The following is a 16,793-nucleotide window of genomic DNA, read 5'->3' as shown; positions in this document are numbered from 1 at the left end:
GGATAAGCGAGAAAAAGCTTAAAAATATAAGAGGCGGAGTGAAGAGAAAATGAGTATTTCCATGATTGGAATCGATCACAGCAAAGCATCTGTAGATATCCGTGCAAAGTTTTCTTTTACAAAGAAAAGAGCAATAGAGGCAATGAAAAAGTTAAAAGAAGAACATGGTATCTTAGGATGCATTATTTTATCCACCTGTAACCGGATGGAAGTTTGGGTCAGCACGCAGGATGACGAAGAAATTTCTCTGTATGATTTTTTATGCAAAGAAAAAGAAGTGGAAAAAGATGAGTATCAGGATTATTTTATGAAACGTGAAAATGAAGAGGCAGTTCGGCATTTGTTTTATTTAACCAGTGGATTGAAATCACAGATTCTTGCTGAGGATCAGATTATTACACAGGTAAAAGATGCGCTGACTTTAGCAAGAGATGCCTATTGTACAGATAACGTACTTGAAGTACTGTTTCGTATGGCGGTTACAGCGGCGAAGAAAGTAAAAACAGAAGTAACGTTTTCAAGAGCCAATACTTCTGTGATTCATCAGGCAATGGAACGCTTAAAAAATCAGGGATTTTCGTTTGAGGGAAAAACCTGTATGGTAATTGGAAATGGTGAAATGGGAAAAGTGACGGCACTTGCCTTAAAAGAAGCCGGAGCGGACGTAACCGTAACCGTACGTCAGTATCGAAGTGGTGTTGTAAACATCCCACAGGGATGCAAACGCATTAATTATGGAGAACGAATGGAACTCCTTCCTGATTGTGATCTGGTTGTTTCAGCAACAGCCAGTCCGAATTATACCTTGACAAAAGAAAACTTTGAGGAAATTAAGTTAGATGCAGCATCTGTCGTTTTGATTGATTTGGCTGTTCCAAGAGACATTGACCCTGAAGTAGGAAAATTACAGAATGTTTCCTTGTATGATATTGACAGTTTCCGAATTGATGCAGCGTCTCCAAAACTTCAGGCGAGTATGCAAAAAGCAGGAGAAATCTTAGATGACCAGATGAAAGAATTTTATGACTGGTTTAATGGCAGAGATATTTTCCCGAGGATTGAAGAGATTAAAGCCGATGCCGTAGAGGATTTAAACTTACGAATTACCAAAATTTTAAAAAAGACTCCAATGGAACAAAAAGACAGAGAAAGCCTTTTAAGAGCGATTGATACGGCTGCCGGAAAAGTGGTAAATAAAATGATTTTCGGGCTTCGTGATTCTCTGGAACAAGAAGCATTTTTAGACTGTGTGGAGGGACTGGAAAAAATATATGAAAGCTGATGAAAAAAAATATTTTCCGATGTTTGTGGATTTAACACAGAAAAAAGTAACTGTGATTGGCGCAGGTAATATTGCAAAACGAAGAATCGAAACTTTGCTTTCCTTTGCCGGCACAATTGAGGTGATTGCACCGGATGCCTGTGAAAGGATAAAAGAACTGGCAAAAGAGGGCAGACTGGTCTGGAAAGAAAAAGCGTATGACAGGGAAGACTTATATGATGCAGATTTAGTGCTCTCTGCGACAAATAATGAAAAGGTAAACAATGATGTTTACAGTGCATGTAAATGTCTTGGGATTTCAGTCAATACAGCAAGCAACCGAATGAAATGTGATTTTTATTTTCCATCAATTCTTCAGAAAGAAGAAACAGTGATTGGATTAAATAGTGCAGGAAATCCTGCAAAAACAAAAAATGTGAGAAAAGAAATGCAAAAATGGATAGAAGAAGCAGGGGAAAAGCATGAGTAAAAAAGTGATAATTGGCAGCCGTGAGAGCCGGCTTGCAGTAATTCAAAGTGAGATGGTAAGAGATTATATCCTTTCTTATAATAAAGACTGTGAAGTAGAACTGCTCACAATGAAAACTACAGGAGATAAGATATTAGACCGTACGTTAGATAAAGTGGGAGGAAAAGGGCTGTTTGTCAAAGAACTTGACAAGGCGTTGTTAGAAAAAAAGAGTCAGCTTTCGGTACACAGCTTAAAGGATATGCCGATGGAAGTACCGGAAGAACTTCCGCTTTTAGCATTTTCCAAACGAGAAGACCCAAGAGATGTACTGGTACTTCCGGAAGGGATCAAAGAACTGGATGAATCAAAACCGATTGGCTGTTCAAGTCTCAGACGAACTCTTCAGCTAAAAGAGCTGTATCCGAATATGGAATTTAAGAGTGTCAGAGGAAATGTACAGACCAGGCTTAAGAAATTAGATGAAGGACAATATAGTGCGCTTGTACTTGCAGCAGCAGGATTGAAACGTCTGAAGCTGGAAAATAGAATCAGCCGTTATTTTGAACCGGAAGAAGTGCTTCCGGCAGCAGGGCAGGGGATTTTGGCAATTCAGGGAAGAAAGGATGAGGATTACTCTTATCTGGATGGCTATAATGATGAGGATAGTGAATGTGCAGCACTTGCAGAGCGTGCCTTTGTGCGTTACTTAGATGGTGGTTGTTCTTCTCCGGTCGCAGCACATGCAAAAGTAGAAAAAGACAAAATAATTTTGACCGGTCTGTATTATGAAGAAGAAAGTGGTGCATGGAGAAAAGCAAGTCTTAGAGGAAAAAGGGAAGAAGCAGAAGAACTTGGAATCCGTCTGGCTAAGCAGTTAAAACATCCGGGGAAAGTATGGCTGGTAGGAGCCGGTCCTGGAGATATTGGACTGTTTACCTTAAAAGGAATGGAAGTATTAAAAAATGCAGAAGTAGTGGTATACGATAGTCTGGTTGGACAGGGGGTGCTTTCTAAAATTCCAAAGGGAGTACGTCTGATTAATGTTGGAAAGCGTGCTTCTCATCATACCATGCCACAGGAACAGATTAATCAGGTACTTGCAGAAGAAGCAAAAAAAGGACTGCGTGTGGTGCGCTTAAAAGGTGGAGACCCATTTTTGTTTGGAAGAGGCGGAGAAGAATTGGAACTGCTTCATAAAGAGGGAATTCCTTATGAAGTTGTGCCGGGTGTGACTTCTTCAATTGCAGTTCCGGCATATAACGGAATCCCTGTAACACACAGAGATTTTTGCTCTTCTTTGCATATTATTACGGGACATAAGAAAAAGGGCGACACTTATGATATTGACTTTAAAGCCTTAGTAAATACCAAAGGGACATTGGTATTTTTAATGGGAGTCAGTGCTTTAGAAGATATCTGTAATTCTCTTTTGCAGGCAGGAATGGATGAAGAGATGCCTGCTGCAATTTTGCAAAAAGGAACAACAGCAGGTCAAAAAAGAATTGTGGCAACTGTCAGTACCCTTGCAGAAGAAGTGAAAAAACAGGGAATTGAGACACCGGCAATTATTGTGGTCGGAAAAGTATGTGCCCTTGCAGATGAATTTGCGTGGTATGAAAAACTTCCACTCTTTGGCTGTAAAGTACTTGTGACAAGACCAAAAGAGACGATTTCTTCCATGGCACATAAACTGCGTTTATTAGGAGCAGAAGTACTGGAACTTCCGGCAATTCGTACTGAGCCATTAGAAGACCAGAGTTTGTTAAAAGAGGCATTGAAAGAACTGGATTCTTATCAGTGGATTGCGTTTACCAGTCCAATTGGCGTTAAAATATTTTTTGATGAAATGAAACAGAATAGTGTGGATGTCCGTAAATTGGGGCAGGTAAAAATTGCTTCCATTGGAAAAGGAACAAGAAAAGCCTTAGAAGAAAGAGGATTATTTGTAGATTTGATGCCGGCTGTATTTGATGGAGATTCTCTTGGAAAAGCGTTGTGTGAAGCCTGTGAGGGAACAGAAAAAATTCTGATTCCGAGAGCAAAAATTGGTGGAAAAGAGATTTTAGCACAGTTAGCAAAGAAGCCGGGGCTTATTGTAAATGATGTACCGACTTATGATACTTTTTATGAAGAACAGGAAATCATTGACATTAAGAATTTATTTGAAAATGGAGAAATTCAGACCGCAGTATTCACAAGTGCTTCAACAGTAAGAGGATTTGTGAATGCAGTTTCGGGGCTTGATTTTGAGAAAGTAAGAGCTGCTTGCATTGGGAAACAGACCAAAGCAGAAGCCGACAGCTATGGCATGCAGACATTTATGGCAAAAGAGGCAACCATTGACAGCGTGACAGATTTGGTTGTAGACTTAAATAAAAAATAGGATATTCTCAGAATTCGAGAGTGCCCGATAAGTAAAATAAAGGAGTGAAGACCTCATGGATATGACAATCCGACCAAGAAGATTAAGAAAAAGTGAAACGCTGCGTAAGATGGTACGCGAGACAAGAATGGATAAAAGTTCTTTGATTTACCCATTATTTGTAAAAGAGGGAGAAAACATAGAAGAAGAAATCCCATCTATGGAAGGACAGTATCGTTATAGTATTGACCGCCTGCCTTATGAATTAGAACGCCTGCAGAAAGCAGGAGTTGATAAAGTAATGTTTTTTGGAATTCCGGATGTAAAAGATGAAGTAGGAAGCCAGGCCTATGCAGAAGACGGAATTGTACAAAAAGCCATTTGTGAAGCAAAAAAACAGTTTCCGGATATGTATCTGATTACCGATGTATGTATGTGTGAATATACCTCTCATGGTCATTGCGGTGTACTTTGCGGACATGATGTGGAAAATGATAAAACCCTTGAATTACTTGCAAAAACAGCGCTTTCTCATGTGCAGGCAGGTGCAGATATGGTTGCACCGTCTGATATGATGGATGGAAGGGTTGCGGCAATCCGCCATATTTTAGATGAAAATAATTATAAAGATACCCCAATTATGTCTTATGCGGTAAAATATGCTTCTGCATTTTATGGTCCATTCCGTGATGCAGCAGGTTCTGCTCCATCCTTTGGGGACAGAAAAAGTTATCAGATGGATTTCCACAACAGAAGAGAGGCAATCAAAGAAGCACTCTTAGATGTGGAAGAGGGCGCAGATATTATCATGGTAAAACCGGCGCTGTCTTATCTTGATATCATTCGTGAAGTCAGAGATACGATTGACCTTCCGGTTGCTGCCTATTCGGTAAGTGGGGAATATGCAATGGTAAAAGCAGGAGCAAAATTGGGATATATTGACGAAGAACGAATTATCGGTGAAATGGCAGTCAGTACATTCCGTGCCGGAACAGATATCTATCTGACTTATTTTGCAAAAGAAATCGCAAAACTTATGGATGAAGGGAGAATTGGATAATGGCAAAATCACAAGAATTATTTAAACGTGCAGTAAATCGAATTCCAGGCGGAGTAAACAGTCCGGTTCGTGCTTATGGGGCAATCGGTGAGACTCCAAGATTTATACAGGGAGCAGTAGGAAGCAGTATTTTTGATGTAGATGGACAGAAATACCTGGATTATATCTGCTCCTGGGGACCGATGATTTTAGGACATAATCATCCGGTGATTCGTGATGCGGTAGTTCGTGCCTGTGAAAATGGATTAAGTTTTGGCTGTGCGACAGAACGGGAAGTAGAGATGGCAGAGTTTATCTGTGAGAGAATTCCGCATGTAGAGATGATTCGTATGGTAAATTCCGGTACGGAAGCAGTAATGAGTGCAATTCGTGTAGCAAGAGGATTTACCGGAAAATCAAAAATCATTAAATTTGCAGGTTGTTATCATGGACACTCCGATGCACTCTTAGTTAGTGCAGGAAGTGGAGTTATGACAAGTGGAGTGCCTGACAGCGCAGGTGTCCCAAAGGGCTGTACACAGGATACCATGATTGCAGTTTATAATGATTTAGAGAGCGTAAAACAGCTTTTAGAGGAAAGCAACGATGAGGTGGCTGCCGTAATCGTAGAGCCGGTTGGTGCAAACATGGGTGTTGTACCGCCAAAAGATGGATTTTTAGAGGGACTGCGTACGCTTTGTGATGAACATAAAGCACTGTTGATTTTTGATGAGGTCATTACCGGATTCCGTTTAAAATTCGGAGGCGCAGCAGAATACTTTGGAGTGACACCGGATTTGGTTACTTATGGAAAAATTATCGGTGCAGGTATGCCGGTTGGTGCTTATGGCGGAAGAAAAGAAATTATGGAAATGGTTTCCCCGGCAGGTCCGGTTTATCAGGCAGGAACCTTAAGTGGAAATCCGGTTGCGATGGCAGCGGGGCTTGCACAGTTGAAACTGTTATGGGAAGATCAGGATATCTATACCAGAATTTATCGAAAAGGAGAATATCTGTTTGAAGGAATCCAGAAAATCTTAAAAGAAAATGAAGTTCCTTATCAGGTCAACCATACGGCTTCTCTTGGTTGTATCTTCTTTACCAGTGAAAAGGTAACAGATTATACCAGTGCAAAAACAGCAGATACAAAAGCCTTTGCTGAGTACTTTAAGTATATGCTCAATCATGGAGTGCATCTTGCACCGTCTCAATTTGAAGCAATGTTCCTTTCTGATGCGCATACACAGGAAGAACTGGACTTGACTTTGGAACTGGTTGAGCAGTATTTTAAAACACGGTGGAGTCTATGACATCAACACAAGTTGCATGCGGAGCGTTTCTCTTATTTGTATTTGCACTCGTCTGGTCAATGGTAAGGGAAAATAACAAAAGAAAAAAGAAATTTCTCGAAAAAATAAAGAAAAGCTGGGGAGCTGTCCCAACACGGGAATACAGCTGGGATGAGTTAGAGCAGATATCGGCTTATCATAAAGCACAGCCAAAAAACAGCTTTGTGATAGATGAGATTACCTGGAATGATTTGGATATGAACCGGATTTTCATGTTGATGAATCAGACCGTATCGTCGGCAGGAGAAGACTATCTTTATGCAATGCTTCACAGACCGGAATTTTCAGAAGAGAGATTAAAGGAGCGGGAACGGCTGTTTTGTTTTTTAAAAAAAGAAGAAAAGACAAGAATTCGTTGTCAGCAGATTCTTACAACGCTTCGTAAACCGAGAGGATTTTCTTTATATCAGTCGATTCATGTTGAGAAAGACTGCCAAGTCGGCTCGCCGATACGGGAAATTCTTTCGTGTGTGCTCTTTTTGGCATCGCTTGTCGCATTTATGATAGTTCCTGCTTATGGAGTGTTTGCATTTTTAGCAGTGAGTGGAATCAATATTATCACATATCTAAAAGGGAAAGAAGAGATTAACCGGTATTTGGGTGGATTTCGCAGCGTGATGCAGTTAATCGGATGTGCAGACGCACTGGAAAAGGCAGGAATTTCGGAGCTTTCAGAGTATACAAAGAGGTTAAAAGACTGTAAAAAGGCACTGGGCAGTTTTAGAAAAGGTTCGTTTATAGTAGTCAACCATGATGGAATGGAAACCGGTCCGGAAGCGGTGATGCTTGATTATATTCGAATGATGACGCATATTGATTTGATTAAATTTAATTCGATGATGATGGCAATGAGAGAGCATCAAAAAGAAATCGAAGAGATGATAGAAATTTTTGGACTGTTAGATGCCTGTATTTCAATTGCATCTTTCCGGGAACTTCTGCCGTATTATTGCAGTCCAAAATTTGATTCCGATAAAAAGAGGGCAGTATTAGACGTAGAAAATCTGTATCATCCGTTGATTTTGGAACCGGTGGCAAACAGTATAAAGACAACGCAGGCGGTGCTTGTAACAGGCTCAAATGCCTCTGGGAAGTCAACCTTTTTAAAGATGGTTGCAATCAATGCAATTTTGGCGCAGACCATTCATACCTGTATGGCTACAGAATGTAAAATGTCTTATTTTCGTGTGATGACGTCTATGGCACTCCGGGATGATTTGGAAAGCAAAGAAAGTTATTATATTGTCGAAATTAAGTCTTTAAAACGGATTTTAGATTCCGCAAAAGAAGAAACACCTCTGCTTTGTATTGTGGATGAAGTACTTCGTGGAACAAATACCATTGAGAGAATTGCAGCTTCTTCTGAAATTCTGGCCTCGCTTTGTCTTCCGCATGTCCTTTCTTTTGCAGCAACACATGATATAGAACTGACTTACATGTTGGAAGAGTATTATACAAATTATCATTTTGAAGAAGAAGTAAAAGAAGACGATGTCAAATTTAATTATCTTCTAAAAAAAGGAAGAGTGACCACAAGAAATGCAATTCGGCTTTTAAAAATGACAGGATATGACGATTCAATTGTAGAAGCTTCAAAAAATGCAGTTGTCCGATTTGAACAAGAGGGCAGTTGGAAGAAAGTAGGAGAAAATTAGATGTTTGTAAAGATATATACGGATGGTGCTGCAAGAGGAAATCCGGATGGACCAGGCGGATACGGATGTGTTCTGCATTACACCGATGCAAAGGGAGAACTACATGAAAAACGGTTATCAAAAGGATATGTGCGGACCACAAACAACCGGATGGAACTGATGGCTGCAATTGCAGGTTTTGAAGCATTAAAATGTCCCTGTGAAGTGGAACTTTATTCAGATTCTAAATATTTAGTGGATGCGTTTAATCAGCACTGGATTGATGGATGGTTAAAAAAGGGCTGGAAGCGTGGAAAAAACGAACCAGTCAAGAATACAGATTTATGGAAACGTCTGTTAAAGGCAAAAGAGCCTCATAAAGTAACATTTATATGGGTGAAAGGTCATGACGGTCATGAAATGAATGAGCTTTGTGATTTTCTCGCAACCACGGCTGCAGATGGAACAGATTTAAGTGTGGATGAGGGAATCTGATAAAAATCAGGGAAGTTTCGGATTTTGAGAAAAGAATATTTCTTGAAACCTGAAACTTCCTGTGCTATTATAAAAAACAAACGTGTTACACTTTTATATATTTTTTAAAGTGGAAACATTTGGAAACATCAGGAGGTAGAACCGTGCAGAAATACGGAGTAAACGAACTTCGAAAAATGTTTTTGGAGTTCTTTGAAGGAAAAGGCCATTTGGCTATGAAGAGTTTTTCTCTTGTTCCTCATAATGACAAGAGCTTATTATTAATCAATAGTGGTATGGCACCACTTAAGCCATATTTTACAGGAGCAGAAGTTCCGCCAAGAAGAAGAGTGACAACCTGCCAGAAATGTATCCGTACAGGTGATATTGAAAATGTAGGAAAGACCGCTCGTCATGGTACATTTTTTGAAATGCTTGGAAACTTCTCTTTTGGAGATTATTTTAAAAGAGAAGCAATCCACTGGTCCTGGGAATTTTTAACAGAAGTTGTTGGACTTGACCCGAACAGATTATATCCGTCTGTTTATCAGGAAGATGATGAAGCATTTAAAATCTGGAATGAAGAAATCGGAATTGCACCGGAAAGAATCTTCCGTTTTGGAAAAGAAGATAATTTCTGGGAACATGGTGCAGGTCCTTGTGGTCCTTGTTCTGAAATCTATTATGACAGAGGGGAAAAATACGGTTGTGGAAAACCAGGATGTACAGTAGGCTGTGAATGTGACCGTTACATGGAGGTATGGAACAACGTATTTACTCAGTTTGAAAATGATGGAGAAGGACATTATACCGAGCTGGTTCAGAAAAATATTGATACCGGTATGGGACTGGAACGTCTTGCAGTCGTTGTTCAGGATGTTGATTCTATCTTTGACGTGGACACCCTTTGTACTTTAAGAAATAAAGTCTGCGAGCTGGCACACGTAGAATATCAGAAAGATGATGCAAAAGATGTTTCTATCCGTCTGATTACAGACCATATCCGTTCTGCTACCTTTATGATTTCAGATGGTATTATGCCGACAAATGAAGGAAGAGGTTATGTCCTTCGTCGTTTGATTCGCCGTGCAGCTCGTCATGGTCGTCTTCTTGGAATCGAAGGAAAATTCCTTGCAATCTTAAGCAATACAGTAATTGAAGGTTCAAAAGATGGCTATCCGGAACTTGAGGAAAAGAAAGACTTTATTTTCCAGGTATTAACCAAAGAAGAAGAACAGTTTAATAAAACGATTGACCAGGGTCTTCGTATCTTAGAAGAGTTAGAAACGGAAATGAAAGAAAAGAACGAGACCGAACTTTCCGGTGAAAATGCATTTAAACTGTATGATACTTATGGGTTCCCTCTGGATTTAACAAAAGAAATCCTTGAAGAAAAGGGATATACCATTGATGAAGACGGATTTAAATCTGCAATGGAAGAACAGAGAAACAAAGCACGTACAGCACGTGAAGTGACAAATTACATGGGAGCAGATGCAACGGTTTATGACCAGATTGATGCAGAGGTTACAACTGAATTTGTAGGTTATGATCGTCTGGTACATGAATCAAAAGTAACTGTACTTACGACTGAAGAGGAGCTGGTAGATGCTTTGACAGAAGACCAGAAAGGTACGATTTTTGTAGAAGAGACACCATTTTATGCAACCATGGGTGGTCAGGAAGGCGATACTGGTGTGATTACCTGTAATGGAGCAGAATTTGTGGTAGAAGATACCATTAAACTGCGTGGCGGTAAAGTGGGTCATGTTGGAAAACTGACAAAAGGTATGATTAAGACAGGCGATGTTGTTACCTTAAGTGTCAATGCAAAAGAACGTGCTAATACCTGTAAAAACCACAGTGCAACGCATCTGCTTCAGAAGGCCTTAAAGACGGTACTTGGTGCACATGTAGAGCAGAAGGGTTCTTTGGTAACACCGGACAGACTTCGTTTTGACTTTGCACATTTCCAGGCAATGACTGCGGAAGAAATGGAACGTGTAGAAGCAATCGTAAATGAAGAAATTGCAGAGAATCTGCCGGTAGAAACTCAGATTATGAGCATTGAGGATGCAAAAAAATCCGGAGCAATGGCCTTGTTTGGTGAAAAATATGGAGACAGCGTGCGTGTGGTATCCATGGGAGATTTCTCAAGAGAACTCTGTGGTGGTACTCATGTACCAAATACTGGTGTGATTACAACCTTTAAGATTGTATCAGAAGCTGGTGTTGCAGCAGGCGTACGACGTATTGAAGCGCTGACTGGTGATGGTGTATTCCATTACTATAAAGAAGTAGAAAAGAAATTAAATGAAGCAGCAGGTGCTTTAAAAACCACACCGGCTGAAGTACTTGAAAAAATTTCTCATCTGCAGGCAGAAATGAAAGCACTGCACAGTGAAAATGAATCCTTAAAAGCAAAAATGGCACAGGATGCTGTTGGCGATGTTATGGAACAGGTAAAAGAAATCAAGGGAGTCAAATTCCTTGCTGTAGCAGTAGAAGATGTTGATATGAACGGTCTGCGTGACTTAGGCGACCAGATGAAAGAAAAAATCGGCGAAGGTGTTGTTGTGCTTGCAAGTGTAAATGGAGGAAAAGTCAACCTGCTTGCTATGGCAACAGACTCTGCGTTAAAAGCAGGGGCACATGCCGGTAATCTTGTAAAAGGAATGGCAGCTGTTGTTGGCGGTGGCGGCGGTGGTCGTCCAAATATGGCTCAGGCCGGCGGAAAGAATCCGGAAAAAGTACCGGAAGCACTTGAAAAAGCAGCTGAAATCTTAGAAGACCAGATTAAGTAAGAAAAATTTTAAGAAATTTTCATAAAATAGTTGACGTATGAGAAAAATCTGATATAATGTTTTTGTGCAATAAAAATACCCAGACAGTTGTATTATGCACAATCTACAACTGGAGGGAGGTTAGGTGTGAGACTATGTCAAATGTAATCGTAAAAGAGAACGAGACTTTAGATAGCGCTTTACGTCGTTTCAAGCGTAGCTGTGCGAAAGCAGGCATTCAGCAGGAAATCCGTAAAAGAGAGCATTACGAAAAACCAAGTGTTCGTCGTAAGAAAAAATCTGAAGCAGCTAGAAAACGTAAATATAATTAATGTGCAGTAAAAGCCTCTGGTAATTCCCAGAGGCTTTTTTACTACAGCGATTAAGGAAGCAGAAAAGCATGAAGAAACTGATTGATTTGATTTCCAGCCGTTTTTTTGTATTTGTATTTGCAGTGTTACTGCAGGTGATATGGTTGTTACTGATTTCGTGGGGAATGAGCAGTCTTTCTGCACCGGTTACAATGACAGCAGATATTTTGAGTATATTATTGGTATTATGGATTGTAAATAAGGAAATTAATCCGTCGTACAAGTTGGCCTGGACTATTTTGATTTTAGTACTTCCAGTATTTGGAATGGTCGTATATTTGTTATTTGGAGAGTCAAGAGTTGCAAAAAAGATGACAGAAGAGTCAGATGCGGTTGTACAGGAAATTGAAAATTATTTCAGGGAAAATGATAAAGTAAGAGAAAAAATAGAGGCTTTGAATGAAGGAATTTCCAATCAATCCGCTTATATCAGAGATTATGCAAAGTTTCCGCTTCATAGTCATACTTCCACCAGGTATTATCCGCTGGGAGAGGCAATGTTTTTGGATATGCTGGAAGATTTAAAAAGGGCAAAACATTTTATTTTTCTGGAATATTTTATTATCCATGAAGGTAAAATGTGGAACTCTATTCTGGAGATTTTAGAACAAAAGGTAAAAGAGGGCGTGGATGTCCGTCTGATTTATGATGATATGGGCTGTGTTACGACATTACCGCACCGATATTATAAAAAGCTTCAGGCAAAGGGAATCAAATGTGCGGCATTTAATCCGGTTCGTCCAATTTTAAATATTGTATTAAATAACCGTGACCATAGAAAAATTCTGGTGATTGACGGACATACCGGTTATACCGGAGGTATTAATCTAGCAGATGAATATATTAACGAAGAAATCCGATTTGGGCATTGGAAAGATACAGGAATCCGCCTGTATGGAGAAGGAGTATGGAACCTGACTGTCATGTTTTTACAGATGTGGTCGATTATCACAGGGGTTCGTACGCATATACCGGCGTACAGCCCTTATGTATTTCATACAGAAGAATTTGAATCAGATGGTTTTGTACAGCCTTATGGGGACTCTCCGATGGATAATGAAACGGTAGGAGAAAATGTCTATTTAAACATCATTAGTCAGGCAAAGAAGTATGTGTTTATCTGCACACCGTATTTGATTATTGACAATGAAATGATGATGGCATTATGTCTCGCAGCAAAAAAAGGTGTGGACGTGAGGATTATTACACCGGGGATTCCGGATAAAAAGATGGTCTTTCTTTTGACGCAGTCTTATTATAAACAGTTAATAGAAGCCGGAGTACGTGTGTATGAATACACACCTGGATTTGTTCATTCTAAGACCTTTGTATGTGATGATGAGATTGCGACAGTTGGAACGATAAATCTGGATTACCGCAGTCTGTATCTGCATTTTGAATGTGGGGTATGGATGTATCAAAGCCAGGCAGTGAGAGAAGCAAAAGAAGATATGGAAGCAACACTTCCAAAATGCAAAGAAGTCAGTCTGGATTTTTGTAACAAGAGAAATATTTTTGTAAGAGGAATACAGAGCATTATGCGGCTGATTGCACCGCTTTTATAGAGCGTATATTTAAGAAAAACTTCGAGGGTATACAAAGGGTGAAAGTAAGCCAAAAAGAATACAGGGGGAAAAGTATGCTGATGAACTTTTTTACCCGTGCCGTTTTGGGTACGGATTTTTACCATATTATTCAATGGTTTCTGGTCTATGGAATTTTGGGATGGATTGTAGAGTCTGTTTATATGTCAATCTGTAATCGGAAATTGACCAATCGTGGTTTTACACATGGACCGATTTGCCCGATCTATGGATTTGGGGCACTGACAGTTTATTTCCTGCTGCGTCCGTTTGCAGGAAATCTGGTTCTGCTTTATATTATGGGCTGCATTGTGCCAACTTTACTTGAATATTTGACAGCTCAGGTGATGTTGTTTATATTTGGGGAAGTCTGGTGGGATTATAACGAAAAACCATTTAATTATAAAGGGATTCTCTGCCTGGAGAGCACCATTGCCTGGGGCTTTTATACAGTAGGATTATTCTTATTTTTGCAAAATGCAGTAGAGCGGTTTGTTGACAGTTATTCATTTGAAATTGGCTGTGTGGTAAGTATATTTAGTATTATGCTGTATATGGTTGATTTTTCTTACAGTTTTTATCAGGCAAAAAAGAGTGACCTTCCAGAGGGAATGGAAGCATTTTGGACGCAGATTAAAGAATGGTTTTAAAAGAAAAAAATTGAGTAAGTTCCATAATTAAAGAAAGTGATTTATCATAAATCACTTTCTTTTTTCATACCATAAAACAAGGATGCTCTTTGGAGAGAGCAGATGATAAATAAGATTGTCTCATACATAATGGTAATCTGCCTTTTCTGTGCCGTTCCACAGGTAGTATTTGCAGATGAAACCGTGATTACATCTCCACATGCTGTCTTAATGGAAGCCTCTACCGGAAAAATTATTTATGAAAAAGAAAAAGATGTACAGGTATCTCCGGCCAGCATTACGAAAATTATGACGCTCCTTTTGATTTTTGATGAAATAGCCAATCAAAATCTTGATTTTGAAGATGAGGTGACAACCAGTGCTTATGCAAAATCTATGGGAGGTTCTCAGGTTTATCTTGAAGAAGGAGAAAAACAGAGTGTAGAAACGATGATAAAATGTATTGTCATTGCATCAGGAAATGATGCGAGTGTGGCAATGGCAGAACATATCTGTGGAAGTGAAACAGAATTTGTAAAACGGATGAATGCGCGGGCAAAATCTCTTGGAATGGAGCATACAAATTTTGAGGATTGTTGTGGACTGACCGACTCTGACAATCATTATACGACAGCTTATGATGTGGCACTGATGTCAAAGGAACTGATTACAAAATATCCCAAAATTCTGGACTATTCTTCAGTTTGGATGGAAACGATTACACACCATACCAATCGTGGGGACAGCGAGTTTGGACTGACAAATACCAATAAACTGATTCGAGGATACGATGGCTGTGTCGGCTTAAAAACCGGAAGTACCAGTAAGGCAAAATACTGTGTTTCTGCAGTAGCAAAGAGAAATGGATTGACGTTAATCAGTGTGATTATGACAGCTCCGGATTATAAAGCACGTTTTCAGGACGGCGCAACACTGTTAAATCTTGGGTTTGCTACCTGCAGTCTTTATGAAGATAAGAGCACTGTGAAAAAGAAAGTTCCAGTTAAAAAATCAGTACAAAGAGAAGGAATTTGTGAAAACAAAAAAAAGTTTTCTTATCTGGACACGGAGGGGAAGTCCCTTTCTAAAATAGAGAAAAAAATACAATTAAAAGAAAGTGTTGAAGCACCTGTAACAAAGGGGATGAAAGCCGGAGAAATACAATATTATCTGGAAAATGAAAAAATTGGAAGTATAGACCTCGTTTTTAGTCAAAATATCAAAAAAGCACGCTACGTCGATTACTTAAAAATGGTGCTTGAGAAATTTTTCAGAAATAGGGATTGAAGTTTAAAAACCATTGGATTATAATGGCTCATGGTAAAAACGAAATGCGGAAAAAGGGGAAGAAAAAATGCAACAGGATATGACAGCCGGAAGCCCGGCCAAGGCCATTTTAATGTTTACGGTTCCGATTTTTGTCGGAAATGTATTTCAGCAGTTTTACAGTATGGTTGATACAATTATTGTAGGTAAGTTTGTAGGAACAACAGCTCTTGCAGCGGTCGGAAGTGTAGGAACTATCATGTTTTTAATTATTGGTTTTATGCTTGGTCTTACTGCAGGCTTTACAGTTTTAACCGCACAGCGTTTTGGTGCGGGAGATATGAAAGGCATGAGAAAAACCGTCGGAAGTGCGGCAACATTGTCGGTAATTATGACGGTAATTATGACGACCATCAGTATGCTTGGGATGAAGCCGTTATTAAAATTTATGAATACGCCATCAGATATTTTTGCGGACGCTTATCACTATATTATGGTAATTTGTGCGGGTATTTTTGCAACTGTATTATATAATCTTTTGGCAAGTATTTTGCGTGCAATTGGAAACAGTCAGATTCCGTTATACTTTCTGATTTTATCTGCACTGTTAAATGTAGTATTAGATTTATTATTAATTATTGTATTTCGTATGGGAGCAGCGGGTGCCGCTTATGCAACTGTAATTTCACAGGGTGTGTCAGGGGTTCTTTGTCTGATTTATATTATAAAAAAGATACCGGAATTAAAATTAGAAAAATCCGATTTTCAGTTAAATGGGCATATTGCAAAAGTTCAGATTGGAATCGGAATCCCGATGGCACTTCAGTATTCTATTACTGCAATCGGAAGCATGATGGTACAGTCCTCTTTAAATGTGTTAGGTTCAGGTGCAGTTGCAGCATTTACGGCAGCAAATAAAATCGAACAGGTTTTAACACAGGCCTATGTCGCTCTTGGAACAACCATGGCAACTTACTGTGCCCAAAACATTGGTGCAGGTAAAGTAAAAAGAATCCGCCAGGGATTTCGTGCAGCAACGATTGGAGGATGGATTTACTCTGTCATAGTAGGTCTGCTTCTGGCTTTTGTTGGCAAGTATTGTACCATTTTGTTTGTATCAGGAGATGCAACTGCAATCATGGATCAGGTGGATATTTATTTGAAATGTGTATCTGCATTTTTGTTCCCGCTTACGATTGTAAACGTCTATCGAAATGGAATTCAGGGAATCGGTTATGGATTTTTGCCGATGATGGCTGGTGTTGCAGAACTTAGTGGAAGAGGTCTTATGGCAGTGATTGCAGGAAAACAGAGAAGTTATCTTGGAATTTGTCTTGCAAGTCCGGTTGCATGGATTTTTGCTTCCGTTCTGCTTTTAGTGATGTATGTGATTGTAATGAAACAGCAGGAGCGTATTTTTGCAAAAAGAGGTCAGAAATAAAAAGTTTGCGAGAGTACATAAAAAATAAGAGAGTACATAAGAGAAATTAAGAGAAAAAAGTATTAGCTGAGGAATCGGTTAATGCTTTTTTTTTGAGCGTAAATGCGATACAATGATGTGAGTGTTAAA

The 16,793-nt window shown here is 39.4% G+C and carries 13 protein-coding genes and 1 pseudogene; all 14 read left to right on the top strand.

Annotation, left to right across the window (positions count from 1 at the left end; all coding sequences use genetic code 11):
* The first annotated feature begins 49 nt into the window (after positions 1-49).
* On the top strand, positions 50-1,282 hold the full coding sequence (gene hemA / locus ACYQ2D_RS03055; RefSeq protein ID WP_187558024.1) for a glutamyl-tRNA reductase: 1,233 nt from the start codon (positions 50-52) through the stop codon (positions 1,280-1,282).
* Positions 1,272-1,751, top strand: coding sequence for a precorrin-2 dehydrogenase/sirohydrochlorin ferrochelatase family protein (locus ACYQ2D_RS03050; RefSeq protein WP_117456351.1), 480 nt, complete (start codon positions 1,272-1,274; stop codon positions 1,749-1,751). The genes hemA and ACYQ2D_RS03050 overlap by 11 nt, the downstream gene beginning before the upstream one ends.
* A pseudogene (hemC, locus tag ACYQ2D_RS03045) lies at positions 1,744-2,601 on the top strand (hydroxymethylbilane synthase); the annotation flags it as partial. The gene ACYQ2D_RS03050 and the pseudogene hemC, both read left to right, overlap by 8 nt.
* Complete coding sequence (gene cobA / locus ACYQ2D_RS03040) at positions 2,596-4,116, top strand: uroporphyrinogen-III C-methyltransferase (RefSeq protein ID WP_459785299.1); 1,521 nt, start codon at positions 2,596-2,598, stop codon at positions 4,114-4,116. The pseudogene hemC and the gene cobA, both read left to right, overlap by 6 nt.
* 55 nt (positions 4,117-4,171) lie before the next feature.
* A complete protein-coding gene (hemB, locus tag ACYQ2D_RS03035; RefSeq protein WP_459784603.1) occupies positions 4,172-5,155 on the top strand; it encodes a porphobilinogen synthase in 984 nt (327 codons plus the stop codon).
* On the top strand, positions 5,155-6,444 hold the full coding sequence (gene hemL, locus ACYQ2D_RS03030; RefSeq protein WP_459784602.1) for a glutamate-1-semialdehyde 2,1-aminomutase: 1,290 nt from the start codon (positions 5,155-5,157) through the stop codon (positions 6,442-6,444). Before hemB ends, hemL begins: the two co-directional genes overlap by 1 nt.
* Positions 6,441-8,138 (top strand): MutS-related protein, encoded by a 1,698-nt coding sequence (locus ACYQ2D_RS03025; protein ID WP_459784600.1) that lies wholly within the window; start codon positions 6,441-6,443, stop codon positions 8,136-8,138. Before hemL ends, ACYQ2D_RS03025 begins: the two co-directional genes overlap by 4 nt.
* A complete protein-coding gene (rnhA, locus tag ACYQ2D_RS03020; protein WP_117456354.1) occupies positions 8,139-8,612 on the top strand; it encodes a ribonuclease HI in 474 nt (157 codons plus the stop codon).
* 143 nt (positions 8,613-8,755) lie between these two features.
* Positions 8,756-11,395, top strand: a complete 2,640-nt coding sequence (gene alaS / locus ACYQ2D_RS03015) for an alanine--tRNA ligase (RefSeq protein ID WP_117456355.1) — start codon at positions 8,756-8,758, stop codon at positions 11,393-11,395.
* A gap of 134 nt (positions 11,396-11,529) precedes the next feature.
* Positions 11,530-11,706, top strand: coding sequence for a 30S ribosomal protein S21 (rpsU, locus tag ACYQ2D_RS03010; protein ID WP_004222305.1), 177 nt, complete (start codon positions 11,530-11,532; stop codon positions 11,704-11,706).
* A gap of 68 nt (positions 11,707-11,774) precedes the next feature.
* Positions 11,775-13,310, top strand: a complete 1,536-nt coding sequence (gene cls / locus ACYQ2D_RS03005; RefSeq protein ID WP_459784599.1) for a cardiolipin synthase — start codon at positions 11,775-11,777, stop codon at positions 13,308-13,310.
* A gap of 74 nt (positions 13,311-13,384) precedes the next feature.
* Positions 13,385-13,978 carry a putative ABC transporter permease gene (locus ACYQ2D_RS03000; protein WP_459784598.1) on the top strand — a complete coding sequence of 198 codons (594 nt, stop codon included), beginning with the start codon at positions 13,385-13,387 and terminating at the stop codon, positions 13,976-13,978.
* A 102-nt stretch (positions 13,979-14,080) separates the two neighbouring features.
* Positions 14,081-15,244 carry a D-alanyl-D-alanine carboxypeptidase family protein gene (locus ACYQ2D_RS02995; RefSeq protein ID WP_022303025.1) on the top strand — a complete coding sequence of 388 codons (1,164 nt, stop codon included), beginning with the start codon at positions 14,081-14,083 and terminating at the stop codon, positions 15,242-15,244.
* 67 nt (positions 15,245-15,311) lie between these two features.
* Positions 15,312-16,664: an MATE family efflux transporter gene (locus tag ACYQ2D_RS02990; protein ID WP_459784596.1), complete on the top strand. Its 1,353-nt coding sequence runs from the start codon at positions 15,312-15,314 to the stop codon at positions 16,662-16,664.
* Positions 16,665-16,793 lie beyond the last annotated feature (129 nt).

The sequence above is a fragment of the Blautia stercoris genome (assembly GCF_054657695.1).
This window is presented reverse-complemented; position numbering and strand designations above follow the sequence as displayed.